Below are 12,806 nucleotides of genomic sequence, written 5' to 3' on the forward strand. Positions count from 1 at the left end.
TCAGGGAGGTAATTCACGCCTGCCTGTGGACTGGCTCGCACCGTCCGCCAGCTCTCTGCACCAGGGAGGCAGCCGCTACTTGTTCCCATCATCGCTTTCTCATATGAAATATATACATTACTATTACCATAGCGATGCGCTCGCTGTCAACCCTAACGCTTTTCGCACAAACGGCGAAAAATCAGCAAAATTCCACAATGTTATACGACGATCGACAAAAAGATTTATGAACAAATGCAGCGCATCGCCGCCCGCTACCCGTATTACGGAAGCGACAATGTGTATTACACCAAAGACAAGAAAACAGGAAAAATGACCTCCATCGCCAACCGGTCGAAGTCAGGGCGATGCTCATCGAAAACAAAACGGGAAAAATCATCAGCTTCGTCGGCGGCCTCGATTATGGGCGCGAGCAGTTGAACCACGCCACCCAGGCGCACCGGTCCAACGGGTCAACGATGAAACCGCTCTTAGTATACACGCCGGCGATGGAGATGGGCGTCATCCAGCCGGCGACGATCATTCCCGACTTGTCGCTTTCGATCGGTTCGTATACACCGAAAAACGCGGACGGAAAAACGCACGGGCTCGTCACGGTGCGCTATGTCTTGCAGCAATCGTTCAACATCCCGGCTGTTCGGACGTATATGAGAATTCGATCCCGCCATCCGATCGACTATTTGCATAAAATCGCGCCAGCCGTCGCCATTTTTATTTATATCGGAAGCGGCGGCGCAAAACTACGGCCTTGGCACCGAGGATACACCGATTTTCCCCAACATGCACGAATCGAGCGCTCTTTTGGTCGGCAGCACCCTCACCGCCGTCGACGCGGTTCTTTCCGGAGCGGCCGGGCATGCGCTCAACCTTGGAGGCGGTCTGCACCACGGCTTCCGCGGCAAAGCGTCCGGCTTTTGCGTCTACAACGACAGCGCGGTCGCCATTCAATACATCCGGGAGAAATACGGACTGCGCGTGTTGTACGTCGACACGGACGCCCACCATGGAGACGGAGTGCAATGGGCGTTTTACGACGATCCGAACGTTTGCACGTTTTCCATTCATGAAACGGGGCGCTATTTGTTCCCAGGGACCGGAAATGTCAACGAGCGCGGCTTAGGCGCAGGCTACGGCTATTCGTTCAACATTCCCGTTGATGCGTTCACGGAAGACGAATCATGGATCGCCGCCTATACGACCGCGCTTCGGGAAATCACCGACTTTTTCCGCCCGGATGTCATCGTGACGCAAAACGGCGTCGACGCCCACTATTACGATCCGCTCACCCATTTGTCGGTGACGATGAAAACGTACCGCGCCATTCCGAAGCTCGCGCACGAAATCGCACATGAATATTGCGGCGGACGCTGGATCGCCGTCGTCGTCGGCGGCTATGACATCTGGCGCGTCGTGCCGCGGGCATGGGCGCTCCTTTGGCTCGAGATGACAGGACAAGCCGATGTGTCCGGCCCGCCGCCAGATGAGTGGCGCGAACGTTAGCAACCGCTTTCACCCTTCGCGCTTCCGCTTGAGTGGGACGACCCGGATGACTTGTATCCCCCGATTCCGCGCAAAGCAGAGATCAGCGAAAAAAATGCCCAGACGGTGGAAAAAGCGTTGTATTTCATCCGCAGCCAGCGGCCGGCACGGTGACCGGCCGGCCGAACCGCCCTCCAAATTCAGAAACAATAGGCGAAGGGGGCTGCTTTTTATGGGCGCCATCGAGCCGGTTCGCGCCTGTTGGCGGCGCATGGGAAACGCAAACGAGAGCGCCTCGGCAGGCGCGTTCAGAGGAAACGCGAAAAAGGCTGATCCGAAAACGCTCCGCGTTTTCGGATCAGCCTCGCTCCTTATTTCGTCGATTCCCGCACTTCAAGCCGGTGCGGCAAGACGACGATATGGTTGTCAACTTTCTCCTTGTTCATGTACTTCGTCAGCAACCGCATCGCTACCGCTCCGATGTCGTACATCGGCTGCACGACGGTCGTCAGCCGCGGCCGCACCATCGTCGCAAGCCTTGTGTTGTCAAAACCGACAACTTCCACCTCTTCCGGCACGCGCACGTGATAGTCTTGGGCGCTGTGGATGATGCCGAGCGCCATTTCGTCCGTGCCGGCAAACACCGCCGTCGGTCGTTCGGCAAGCTCCGCGATTTTCTCATACGCTTCCAAGCCGGAGTCGTATGAATTGTCGCCCTCAACGACCAGCTCTTCGTCATATGGCACCCCGCGCTCTTCCAACGCGCGCCGGTAGCCAGCCAACTTCCGCTGGTTGATCGGATCGTCGGTCGGACCGGTCACATACGCCACACGGCGGTTTCCTTTTTCCAGCAAATACGTCACCGCTTCAAACGCCGCCTGCTCATAATCGATGTTAACCGATGGAATCTCCTCCGGCCCGACCGTCGCCGCCAGCACGATCGGCACCGATGATTTTTGAAATTCGGCGACGTGCTCTTCGGTGATGGTCCCGCCCATAAACAACAGGCCGTCCACTTGCTTGGCGAGCAACGTGTTGAGCAAATGCAGCTCTTTTTCTTTGTTTTGGTCGGAGTTGCTTAAAATAATGTTGTATTTGTACATCGTTGCAATGTCTTCGATGCCGCGCGCCAGTTCGGCGAAGAAAATGTTCGAAATATCCGGGATGATCACCCCGACCGTCGTCGTTTTTTTGCTCGCCAACCCCCGCGCCACTGCATTCGGGCGGTAGCCGAGCCGCTCGATCGCTTCCAACACTTTTTTTCGTGTCGACGGCTTGACGTTCGGGTTGCCGTTCACGACACGCGAAACAGTCGCCATCGAGACGTTCGCCTCCCGCGCCACATCATAAATCGTTACGGTCATTCCTTTCACTCCTTTTCACTCAACCGGTCAAATTCCGAATGTATGTACAACTATCATACGATACATTATCGCCAACTCGCAACGAAATCGCAACCATTTTTGCCGGTTTGTTCACAAACCGTTCACCGATAGTTTTCCCGAAACCACGCCATTGCATGAAAAGGAAGCCCGCCGTTTCCCCGTGTTTTTGTGCTGGGCGCCAACGGCCATCAGCGCAAACAGGAATCCGCCAGACAGCGCGATTCGGTTGCCCTATCATGCCGCCAACCCAACCGGCCTCCATTTCCCGCCTCGACCACAGCCTGCTTCGCACTGCCCCAAAAACAAAAGACGCCCCAACACAATGGGACGTCTTCTTTCGCCGACACACCGCCCTTTGCCCTTTACGCTTGGACGAACTGGCGCTGGAAGGCGCGCACTTCTTCCATAAACTCGTTGAATTGGGCGATGTCCATTTGCTGGGCGGAATCGGACAAGGCGACGGCCGGGTCCGGATGCACTTCGGCCATGACGCCGTCGGCGCCGATCGCCAAGGCCGCTTTGGCGCACGGGATGAGCAGATCGCGCCGCCCCGTTGAGTGGGTGACATCGACGAACACCGGCAAGTGCGTTTCTTTCTTCAAAATCGGCACAGCCGAAATGTCGAGCGTGTTGCGCGTCGCCCGCTCGTACGTACGTATGCCGCGCTCGCACAAAATGATCTGCCCGTTTCCTTGCGACATGATGTACTCAGCGGCGTTGATGAATTCTTCGATCGTCGCCGCCAAGCCGCGCTTCAGCAAAATCGGCTTATTCACTTGGCCGGCTGCCTTAAGCAGCTCAAAGTTTTGCATGTTGCGGGCGCCGATTTGGATGACGTCAATATAGTCCAAGGCGATTTCAATGTCCGCCGGCGTGACGATTTCACTGATGACCGCCAAATCAAACTCATCGGCGATCCGTTTCAAAATTTTCAGTCCTTCCACGCCGAGCCCTTGGAAATCGTACGGCGACGTGCGCGGTTTGTACGCACCGCCGCGCAGCATCTTGATGCCTTGTTTTTTCACCGCTTCGGCGACCGCAGCCACTTGCTCGTAGCTTTCCACCGCACACGGGCCCATGACAAAATATTGTTTGCCGTCGCCGATCCGCTCTCCTTTCACCTCGACGATCGTGTTTTCTGGATGCTTTTTCCGCGAGACAAGCAGCGCTTTCCGATGGTCATCTTCTTGCAATTCGAGCGCCGCTTTGAAAATTTCCTTGAAAATGTGCTGCAGCGTCGACGTTTCGAACGGACCGTCGTTATGCTCGGAAATGAGGTCGAGCATTTTCCGCTCGCGCACCGGGTCGTAGCGGTGCGTTCCTTGCGCTTCTTTGATCTTGCCGATTTCTTGAACGAGCCGCCCCCGTTCGTTGATCAGCTTCAACAATTGCAGGTTAATCTCATCGACCCTTGCCCGCAGCTCCTCCAACCGTTCGTTGCTCATGCTTCTCTCATCCTTTCGCCCATTTTCATGCATCGTTTCCGCCCCATAGCGGCCGCCGGCCGGCTGCGTTCGGGGCGCTTCCCCGTTTTGAAGATCGAAGTTTTGTAATTAGTCTTTATTATAATCGATGACTTATCGGTTGTCACGAAAAAAATGCTTTTTTGATTAAACGCTTTTAAGTGGTAAAGTTTAAAAGGAGAACAAACCGCCTGTCGCGCGGACAGGCGGCTAGGCGGTGGCTATGTTCGTTCTCAGCGCATCGTACGTAATAGCCCAATGGGACGCGTGCCAGACGACTTTGCCGTTTTCAAACAAAAGCGCCTGCGGCGATTCGTGCTTAACGCCGGTCGTCTCGGCGATGTAGTTCGAGAGCAGCCGCGCTTCTTGAACGTACAGGCAATATACCGCGAGCTCCGGGTGATCGGCGGCGAACTTTTCACATTCGCCGAACGCCGCTCGGCTGATCGGGCATGTTAGGCTATGTTTGACGAACAAAAAGCGGTTCGTTTCCTTCTTGACGCGTTCAAACTGTTCGACGGTTTCCAGTTTCTCCATTCCCACGTTCTGCTCACTCCATTCCGCTTCGGTGTCCCATCGTTTGCTCGGCGTCATCGAGCGCCGCTTCCGCTTCCTCAAACAGCTTTTGCAGCGTCTCGCGGTCGGCCGGCTCAGCGGATGGCGGAATCGGGATCGTCGCTTTTTCAGCACCGGTCTTTGCCTCTTCGCCTTCGGACGGGGCCTCAGCTGTTTTCAGCGGGATGAACTCGGCGATTTCCTTCGTTTTCTCTTTCGCTGTTTCCAACCATTCCGCCGCCGTCGTTTTCACCGGCTCCCACGTTTCGCTGCTGCTCCATTCCGCGAGCCATTGCCGTCCTTTCTCACTTGTTAAAAACATGGCCGCCGCCGCGCCGGCGATGCCGCCGACAAGCGTCCCAAGCAAAAATCCGCCGTTATTTTTCGCCATTTTGCATTCCCTCCTGTTCACGCAATCGTTCCCTTTCCCTCCATTTTTCCCTTAGATCGAGCAAAACATTTGCCCATCGCAACGTTTTGCGCCATTTTTTCCGCCCGCCGCCCGCTCGAGCCGACAGCGCCGCGGCTGTCTGCTGAAGGGCGCGGTTGAACGAGCGGACGGCGTCGCCGACTTCACTGACGGCTTCGACGGCGCTATTCAGCTTTTCCACCTTCTTTTGCACATCGCCGGCGATGTCGTTCGCCGTATGCAAAAGCTCGGTGACTTCGCGGGCCACCGCTTGCACTTGCTCCTCCGTATGGCCCACCGCCGCCGTCAGCCGGCGCAGCGTTTCCTGCAGGACGACGAGCGTCCTCGCGATGTACACGACAAGCAGCAAAAACGCCGCCGCCGCCACCGCAGCGCTCGCGTACAAAAGCCACTCCACTTCGTTTCCCTCCTTGCCGTCCGGACCGCCTCATCCCGTTTGTACCCGTTTGCCTCCGCCTTTAAACGTTCACCGCCGTCTCATTCGATTCCTGCCGCCCAACGAAAAACGGGCTGTTTTGGTCACAGCCCGCTTCCCGGCCGGCCGCTACGCGGACAGAACGGCCTGTTCGTACGCCCGTTGAAATTTTTGAATATCGCCGGCTCCCATAAACACCAACACTGCATCCGGATGCTGCTTCAACACTGCGACGTTGTCTTCTTCAAGCAGCTGCGAGCGCGGAATTTGCGCCTGCAAATCGCGGATGGACAGCTTGCCCTCGCGTTCGCGCGCCGAGCCGAAAATATCGCATAAATAGACGTGGTCGGCCTGCTTTAAACTTTCGGCAAACTCGCGCAAAAACGTCTGCGTTCGCGTATACGTGTGCGGCTGGAAAATGGCGACGACCTCGCGTCCCGGATATTTTTGCCTTGCCGCCTCCAATGTGGCGGTAACTTCGCGCGGATGATGCGCATAATCGTCAATCAACACCTGGCGCCCGACCGTTTTTTCGCTGAAGCGGCGTTTCACCCCTTGGAACGTCTGCAGCCGGGCGGCGATCGTGCCGGCGTCAATGCCTTCATAGTGGCAAAGGGCGATGACCGCGAGCGCATTCAGCACGTTATGGGTACCAAAGCGCGGGATGGAAAAAGAGGCAAAAAACGTGTTGCGCACGAACACGTCAAACGCCGTCCCTTCGGTCGTCTTGACAATATTGCGCGCCTGAAAATCGTTTTCGTCGCTAAGCCCGTAAAACAAAATCGGCACTTTCGCCTGGAGATTCGGCAAATACGGATCATCCCCGCAGGCGACAATCGCCTTGTTCACTTGTTCCGCCATTTGTTGGAAGGCGGAAAAGACGTCGTCAATATTGGCAAAATAGTCGGGGTGGTCGAAGTCAATGTTCGTCATGATTGCATAATCGGGAAAATAGGACAGAAAATGCCGGCGGTACTCGCACGCCTCAAACACAAAGTATTTGCTCCCCGGCTCCCCTCTTCCCGTTCCGTCCCCAATTAAATATGACGTAGGGTGCGCCCCTTTCATCACGTGAGCGAGCAAGCCCGTCGTCGTCGTCTTTCCATGTGAGCCGGTCACCGCGATGCTTGTGAATTTCCCCGCCAGCTCGCCCAAAAAGCGGTGGTATCGAATGACAGGGACGCCGAGTTGACGGGCCGCTTCGATTTCCTCATGCGTATCGGAAAAGGCGTTGCCGGCAATGACCGTATAACCTGGGCGGATATTGTCTTTGGAAAAAGGCAAAACCGGGATGCCCCGTTCCTCGAGCGCCTTTTGCGTAAAAAACCACTTTTCTACATCCGACCCTTGCACTGTATAACCGAGATCATGAAGCACTTGTGCAAGCGCGCTCATTCCCGTGCCTTTGATGCCAACAAAATGGTAAACTGTCATCGCTAAGCCCTCCAGCCATCTTCTCTCTGTAGAACAGTATATGATATTCGTCTAGTTTTGCCATTTGCTTCATGCCGCCGCGCCAGCGGTTTCATTTCCCCATTATAGCACGGCCGGCGGCAAAACACTACCGCCCGGAAGCAACGCCGTTGGCAGAGCGCCCGCCGTGCTCCCCGCGCCAGCGCGCCCACTCTTCCTCGCTCATCAGCACATCGCGCGGTTTGCTGCCGCGCGCTTCCGAGATGAGCCCATGATGCTCCATCATCTCGATGAGCCGGGCGGCGCGGTTGTAGCCGATGCGGAAATGACGCTGCAAACTTGACGTTGACGCCCCTCCCTGGGCGATGACAAACCGGCATGCTTCGTCAAACAGCTCGTCGTCTTCCTCGCCGAACGCCGCCGCTTGCCGGAACTCGTCCGGACTGAACATGTACGAAGGGGCTTGCTGCGCTTTCACGTGGGCGGTGACCCGCTCAATTTCTTCATCGGAAATGAAGCAGCCTTGCAACCGCACCGGCTTGGCTGACCCGTTTTCCAAAAAAAGCATATCGCCGCGCCCAAGCAGCCGCTCGGCGCCGTTCACATCCAAAATCGTGCGCGAGTCGACTTGGGAAGAAACAGAAAAGGCGATGCGCGTCGGAATGTTCGCCTTGATCAAGCCGGTGATGACGTCAACCGACGGCCGTTGCGTGGCGATCAACAAGTGAATGCCGCACGCCCGCGCCTTTTGCGCCAAGCGGCAAATCGATTCCTCGACATCGGCCGGGGCGGCCATCATCAAATCAGCCAGTTCGTCGATGACGATGACGATGTACGGCAACGGCGCCTCACTTCCTCCGCTTGCACGCAGACGGTCATTGTATTTTTCAAGATCGCGCACGCCGGCATGGACAAACAGCTCGTACCGCCGCTCCATTTCGCCGACCGCCCACTTGAGCGCCCCGGCGGCCGCTTTTGCTTCGGTGATGACCGGGCTGAGCAAATGCGGCAAGCCGTTGTACGGGGCAAGCTCCACCATTTTTGGATCAATCAGCAGCCACTTCACCTCATGCGGGGCGGCTTTGTACAACATGCTGACAAGCATAGCGTTCATGCAGACGCTTTTGCCTGACCCGGTCGCCCCGGCAATGAGACCATGGGGCATGTTGCGGATATCGGTCACGACCGGCGCGCCGCTGATGTCAAGCCCAAGGGCGACAGTGAGCGGAGAGCGGCGCTCGCGGAAGGCGCGGTCGTCTAAAATCTCCCGCAGCCGCACCGGACGGCTCGATGGGTTCGGCACTTCAATGCCGATCGTCCGCTTTCCGGGAATCGGCGCTTCAATCCGAATGTCTTTCGCTGCCAAACTCAGTTTAATGTCGTCCGTCAAGCTCGTAATTTTGCTTACTTTCACGCCCAAATCGGGCTGCACTTCAAACTGCGTCACCGTCGGCCCTTGCGTTGCCCCAACGACCTTCGCTCCGATATGGAAGCTCGCAAACGTCCGGTCGAGGCGGGCGCATTGTTCGCGAATCCACTGTTCGTCAGCAGACGCCGCCTCCCCGGGCGACTCAAGCAACGCAGACGGCGGCAGCGAATAGCCGTCCCGGCGCGAGCGTTCCTCGAGCTTGCGCCGGTCTTCCTTTAGCATCATCACATTGTACGGGATGCGCGCCCGTCCGAGACGGGGAGAAGACAGCCGCGCTTCTTCTTCCCGTCCGGCGCCTTTCTCCGCCCCATGGCCGCGTTGCCCCTCATCCGGTCGCGGCGCTCCTTCTTCTAGCACCTTGGTGATCTTCTCCGCCACCGTTTCATTCTCAATCGCCTCTTCAAGCCGCGGACCGGCGCCAAAGACGGACCGCTCCTCTTCCTCTTGCCCGGCGCCCCTTTCCTGCTGATCGTGCTGCCGCTCATCCGATCGCGGCGCCCCTTCTTCCGCGGCCTTGGCCATAGTCTCTGCTGCCGTTTCGCTCCCGGCCGCAACGGCGGCTTGTTCATCCGGTGGGGCGGTCGCTTTGCTGCTCTCTTCCTGTTCGGGCGGCGCCAAAGAGGCGGAGCGGCTTTGCTCCGGTTTAAAGTCGGAAACCGGCGTTCGTTTTGCCCCCCGCTGTTCGCCGCCCTGTCTTTGATACCCAAATACCGGCGACGGCACATCGGACGGGCGGAACGGGCGTTTTTCCGCCGTTTCCCGCGCCAGGCTGTCTGACGGGCGGCCAGAGGCCGGCCGCGTTCTTCCCCCGTCTACCAACCGCTGCGGCTGTTTCTGTTCCTCCCGCGGCTGATCGTCGGGAATGAGCGGAAACCGAAAGCGGCCTTGCGGGTATTGGTACACCACTTTCGCCTCTGCACGCTCCGGTTGAGGAATGGGCGGCTGTTCCTTCTCTTCTTCCTCCGCGAACATGCGAAGCCATCGTTTCCAAAATTTCATCGGCCGTTTCACTCTTTCTATCTCATTCATTGTCGGCAAAAACGCCGCCGGGACGGTCAAAACACGAACGGCTGGCCGACTTCGTACTCGTCGGAGAGCACAAGAATCCCTTTTTCTTGCGGGGCGTTCGGCAGCCCGAGTTCGCGCGCCGAACAAATCATGCCGGATGACCGGACGCCGCGCAGCTCGCTTTCCTGAATGACAAGGCCGCTCGGCATGACGGCGCCGATTTTGGCGACGACGACTTTCTGCCCGGCGGCGACGTTCGGCGCCCCACAGACGATTTGCAGCACTTCACCGCCGACATCGACTTGGCAGACGCTCAGTTTGTCGGCGTTCGGATGCTTCGTTTTTTCTTTCACATATCCGACGACAAACTTCGGCGACAAATCAGCCTCGATCGGTTCGTCAAAACCGTTTTTCGCCAAAATGTCATTGATGACGCCAACGAGTTCTTCATCGACATCGAGCGGGCCGTTGCCGGAAAACGGATGGTATGAAGAAGCGGAAAAAATGTTGTAACCGACCGTCTCTCCGCTCCGCTCCGAAAAAATGCGAACGACGTCGCCTCGTTTCACAAACGCCCGCTCTTCGGCAGGAATCGGCTTCAGCGACACAAGCAATACATCGCCGATTCCTTCGCGATTGTAAAATACATTCATCGGTTGATTCCTCCTTGCACCTTACGTTCTCCGTTTTTTTCCTAAAATAAAAATAGGTTCTAACTCTCCGTTTTCGTACAAAAAGGATAAGGCGGTAATCGGCACGCGGCCGCCGGCAAAAAAACTCATCGTCATTTGCGCTAGAACGTCGTAGCCGACCTCGTTGCGCAAATCGGCGATAATGAGCACATCTTGATGCGGGACGGCCAACGCCATCGTCCCTTCGATGCGCGCTTCCATTTCCGCCAAAAATGCCTCGTTCAACAACCGGCTCGCATCATAGCCGTCGTTCGTGTTGACAAAATAAAACACGTTGTCCGCCACGCGGTCTTCTTTCACCGGCGTCGGCAACGACCGGACGTTGAAACGGGCGATTTCCTTCACCCGCTCGGCGCTCCACCGCTCCGCTTTCAGCATTTGTTCATCGATCAAGCGGTACGTTTTGCCTAAATCAAGCGCATAATAAATGCGCGTTTCCGCCGTATGGCCATCGTGCACAAGCGGCACGCCTTCTTTCGTCTCCGTCGGAAACGATGTCGAGCGAATGACCGGGTAAATGTTCCGCTCGTTGCCGGAAAGCGCCGCCGCTTCTTCCATCGTTTTCAGCGTTTGTTCCACGTAATAGACGATTTCGCGCACCGCTTCGTCTTTTTGATCGTGCCACTTGGCGATCACACCGGGAAGCGAAATCGTCACGCCTTTTTTCGTGCGTTCATCCTCGATGCGCATCGCATCCTGCTTGGCGTCAAAGCGAAACGTCCAGTGAGGATGGCCGCCTAGACGCTTCTTAATCGTCTCGTACATTTGCCGGCTGTCCATTCGTTTGCCTCCTTAGCATAATAGCGTCGTCAGCCGCTCCCTTTTATCATACCGTGAACGGTCCGTTTTGGCAAAAAAACTCATAGTGGCCGGCCAGCAGCTCGACGATGTGGGAAAACATCGCCGCACGCTTGATGCGCCCGTTCGTCAGCACGCCAACCGCCCCTTCATTTGCGCGAATGTTCCGCCGCCCCGTATATTCCTCCATCACCTCGCCGAGTTCTCTTCCTGCTTCAAGTCCGGCGCCGATCTCCGGCGGCAGGGCAAGGCGCGCACCCGCCGCGGTGAGAACAAGGCCGCTTCGGTCGGCCAACGCCCCCCAATTGCACAGCCACCATTGCCCGTCGATCCGCATCACGCCGCCTTCCAACCCGATGCCGATCTCCGCTCCTGCCGCGTCCAGCGCCCGTTTGGCGCGGTTCATCGCCCCAAGCCGCGTTTCTTCATCGGACAGCGGCTGGACGGAGACGCCGGAGGGCACGTCCAGCGGTACAAGGCGCCACGACGGCGCGGCGAACACCGCGCGGACGGCGGCAACTTTCGCTTCGTTTTTCGTTCCGACCGCAACAGTTTTCATCATTGGCCCTCCTTCGCATGGAAAAGGAGAAGCTGCCGCTTCTCCCCCTCCCTTTGTTCCGCTCTGCCGTTCGTTTCTCTTTGCCTAGCTGTTTTGGCGGATCGCCTCAACCGTCGCCCGGTCGCACCGTTTCACGAGCTCGACGATGAGTGCTTTCGCCGCCGCATAATCGTCGACATGAATGATCGCCGCATGCGTATGAATGTAGCGGGCGCAAATGCCGATCACCGCCGATGGCACGCCGCGGTTGGCGACATGGACTCGCCCGGCGTCTGTCCCCCCGCCCGGGGAAATGAAAAATTGGTACGGCACATCAAGCGACTCGGCCGTATCGAGCACAAATTCGCGCATGCCGCGGTGCGTGATCATCGTCCGGTCGTACAGACGGACGAGCGCTCCTTTCCCGATATGGCCAAACGCCTGCTTGTCGCCGGTCATATCGTTCGCCGGGCTCGCCTCAAGGGCGAAGAAGATGTCCGGATTGATCATCGTGGCCGCCGTCTGCGCCCCGCGCAGCCCGACTTCTTCCTGCACAGTCGCGCCGGCGTACAGGACGTTCGGCAGCGCAGCGCCTTGGAGCTCTTTCAGCAGTTCAATCGCCAACCCGCAGCCAAACCGGTTGTCCCACGCCTTCGCCATCACCGTCTTCCCGTTCGCCAACGGCGTAAACGGGCTGACCGGCACGATCGGCTGGCCGGGGCGAATGCCGATTCGCTCCGCGTCGTCGCGGCTTTCCGCACCGATGTCAATGAGCATGTTTTTCAGGTCCATCGGCTTATTGCGCTGCTCTTCATCAAGCAGGTGCGGCGGAATCGAGCCGATGACGCCGATGACCGGCCCGTTGTCCGTAATAATTTGCACGCGCTGGGCGAGCAGCACTTGGTTCCACCAGCCGCCGAGCGTTTGAAAGCGGATCATGCCGTTGTCGGTGATCGCCGTCACCATAAACCCGACCTCATCCATATGACCGGCGACCATCACCGTCGGGCCGGTTTCGTCGCCGCGCTTGACGCCGAAAACGCTGCCGAGCCGGTCTTGCACCACTTCGTCGGCATACTTCGCCAGCTCTTGGCGCATAAACTGGCGCACCGGATGTTCATAGCCCGGCGCCCCCGGCAGCTCGGTCAACGTCTGAAACAATTGGAGCGTTTCTTCATTCATCGCCTATCTTCCTTTCTGT

Annotated in this window: 11 protein-coding genes, 2 pseudogenes and 1 other annotated feature (1 of these 14 only partly in view); of the genes and pseudogenes, 2 read left to right on the top strand and 11 right to left on the bottom strand. The window is 57.6% G+C overall.

Translation table 11 applies throughout. The features are described from left to right. Positions 1-101, bottom strand: a binding site (T-box leader) (it extends 124 nt beyond the left edge of the window). Positions 102-201: 100 nt separating this feature from the next. Together QSJ10_RS11930 and QSJ10_RS11935 are read left to right on the top strand one after the other, a co-directional pair. Next, positions 202-692, top strand: a pseudogene (locus QSJ10_RS11930) (penicillin-binding transpeptidase domain-containing protein); the annotation flags it as partial. 25 nt (positions 693-717) lie between these two features. Further along, positions 718-1,653: pseudogene (locus QSJ10_RS11935) on the top strand (acetoin utilization protein AcuC); the annotation flags it as partial. Positions 1,654-1,850: 197 nt separating this feature from the next. Here QSJ10_RS11935 and ccpA read toward each other — a convergent pair. The 11 genes from ccpA to QSJ10_RS11990 form a co-directional block, all read right to left on the bottom strand. Beyond that, complete coding sequence (ccpA, locus tag QSJ10_RS11940) at positions 1,851-2,843, bottom strand: catabolite control protein A (RefSeq protein ID WP_033014500.1); 993 nt, start codon at positions 2,841-2,843, stop codon at positions 1,851-1,853. Between the two features lie 383 nt (positions 2,844-3,226). Continuing rightward, positions 3,227-4,309: a bifunctional 3-deoxy-7-phosphoheptulonate synthase/chorismate mutase gene (locus QSJ10_RS11945; protein WP_033014585.1), complete on the bottom strand. Its 1,083-nt coding sequence runs from the start codon at positions 4,307-4,309 to the stop codon at positions 3,227-3,229. Positions 4,310-4,537: 228 nt separating this feature from the next. Next, positions 4,538-4,870: a bacillithiol system redox-active protein YtxJ gene (gene ytxJ, locus QSJ10_RS11950; RefSeq protein ID WP_033014501.1), complete on the bottom strand. Its 333-nt coding sequence runs from the start codon at positions 4,868-4,870 to the stop codon at positions 4,538-4,540. Positions 4,871-4,877: 7 nt separating this feature from the next. Beyond that, positions 4,878-5,273 carry a hypothetical protein gene (locus tag QSJ10_RS11955; RefSeq protein WP_033014503.1) on the bottom strand — a complete coding sequence of 132 codons (396 nt, stop codon included), beginning with the start codon at positions 5,271-5,273 and terminating at the stop codon, positions 4,878-4,880. Further along, on the bottom strand, positions 5,260-5,709 hold the full coding sequence (locus tag QSJ10_RS11960; protein WP_033014504.1) for a DUF948 domain-containing protein: 450 nt from the start codon (positions 5,707-5,709) through the stop codon (positions 5,260-5,262). The genes QSJ10_RS11955 and QSJ10_RS11960 overlap by 14 nt, the downstream gene beginning before the upstream one ends. 147 nt (positions 5,710-5,856) lie before the next feature. Beyond that, positions 5,857-7,161, bottom strand: coding sequence for a UDP-N-acetylmuramate--L-alanine ligase (gene murC / locus QSJ10_RS11965; protein WP_033014506.1), 1,305 nt, complete (start codon positions 7,159-7,161; stop codon positions 5,857-5,859). Positions 7,162-7,288: 127 nt separating this feature from the next. Further along, positions 7,289-9,568 carry a DNA translocase FtsK gene (locus QSJ10_RS11970; RefSeq protein WP_033014593.1) on the bottom strand — a complete coding sequence of 760 codons (2,280 nt, stop codon included), beginning with the start codon at positions 9,566-9,568 and terminating at the stop codon, positions 7,289-7,291. A 56-nt stretch (positions 9,569-9,624) separates the two neighbouring features. Next, entirely contained in the window at positions 9,625-10,230 is a 606-nt protein-coding gene (gene ytpR, locus QSJ10_RS11975) for a YtpR family tRNA-binding protein (protein ID WP_033014508.1), read from the bottom strand. A gap of 21 nt (positions 10,231-10,251) precedes the next feature. Beyond that, a complete protein-coding gene (locus QSJ10_RS11980; RefSeq protein ID WP_033014510.1) occupies positions 10,252-11,049 on the bottom strand; it encodes a DUF1444 domain-containing protein in 798 nt (265 codons plus the stop codon). Between the two features lie 46 nt (positions 11,050-11,095). Beyond that, positions 11,096-11,626, bottom strand: coding sequence for a DUF84 family protein (locus QSJ10_RS11985; RefSeq protein ID WP_033009790.1), 531 nt, complete (start codon positions 11,624-11,626; stop codon positions 11,096-11,098). A gap of 84 nt (positions 11,627-11,710) precedes the next feature. Then, positions 11,711-12,787, bottom strand: coding sequence for a M42 family metallopeptidase (locus QSJ10_RS11990; RefSeq protein ID WP_044744770.1), 1,077 nt, complete (start codon positions 12,785-12,787; stop codon positions 11,711-11,713). Positions 12,788-12,806 lie beyond the last annotated feature (19 nt).

The sequence above is a fragment of the Geobacillus stearothermophilus ATCC 12980 genome, assembly GCF_030369615.1.
Classification (GTDB): Bacteria; Bacillota; Bacilli; order Bacillales; family Anoxybacillaceae; genus Geobacillus; species Geobacillus stearothermophilus.

Excerpts from the sequence above, each read along its gene's own strand:
- ccpA (WP_033014500.1), bottom strand. The coding sequence starts at position 2,843 with ATGACCGTAACGATTTATGATGTGGCGCGGGAGGCGAACGTCTCGATG.
- QSJ10_RS11945 (WP_033014585.1), bottom strand. The coding sequence starts at position 4,309 with ATGAGCAACGAACGGTTGGAGGAGCTGCGGGCAAGGGTCGATGAGATT.
- QSJ10_RS11955 (WP_033014503.1), bottom strand. The coding sequence starts at position 5,273 with ATGGCGAAAAATAACGGCGGATTTTTGCTTGGGACGCTTGTCGGCGGC.
- murC (WP_033014506.1), bottom strand. The coding sequence starts at position 7,161 with ATGACAGTTTACCATTTTGTTGGCATCAAAGGCACGGGAATGAGCGCG.
- QSJ10_RS11970 (WP_033014593.1), bottom strand. The coding sequence starts at position 9,568 with ATGAAATTTTGGAAACGATGGCTTCGCATGTTCGCGGAGGAAGAAGAG.
- ytpR (WP_033014508.1), bottom strand. The coding sequence starts at position 10,230 with ATGAATGTATTTTACAATCGCGAAGGAATCGGCGATGTATTGCTTGTG.
- QSJ10_RS11980 (WP_033014510.1), bottom strand. The coding sequence starts at position 11,049 with ATGGACAGCCGGCAAATGTACGAGACGATTAAGAAGCGTCTAGGCGGC.
- QSJ10_RS11985 (WP_033009790.1), bottom strand. The coding sequence starts at position 11,626 with ATGAAAACTGTTGCGGTCGGAACGAAAAACGAAGCGAAAGTTGCCGCC.
- QSJ10_RS11990 (WP_044744770.1), bottom strand. The coding sequence starts at position 12,787 with ATGAATGAAGAAACGCTCCAATTGTTTCAGACGTTGACCGAGCTGCCG.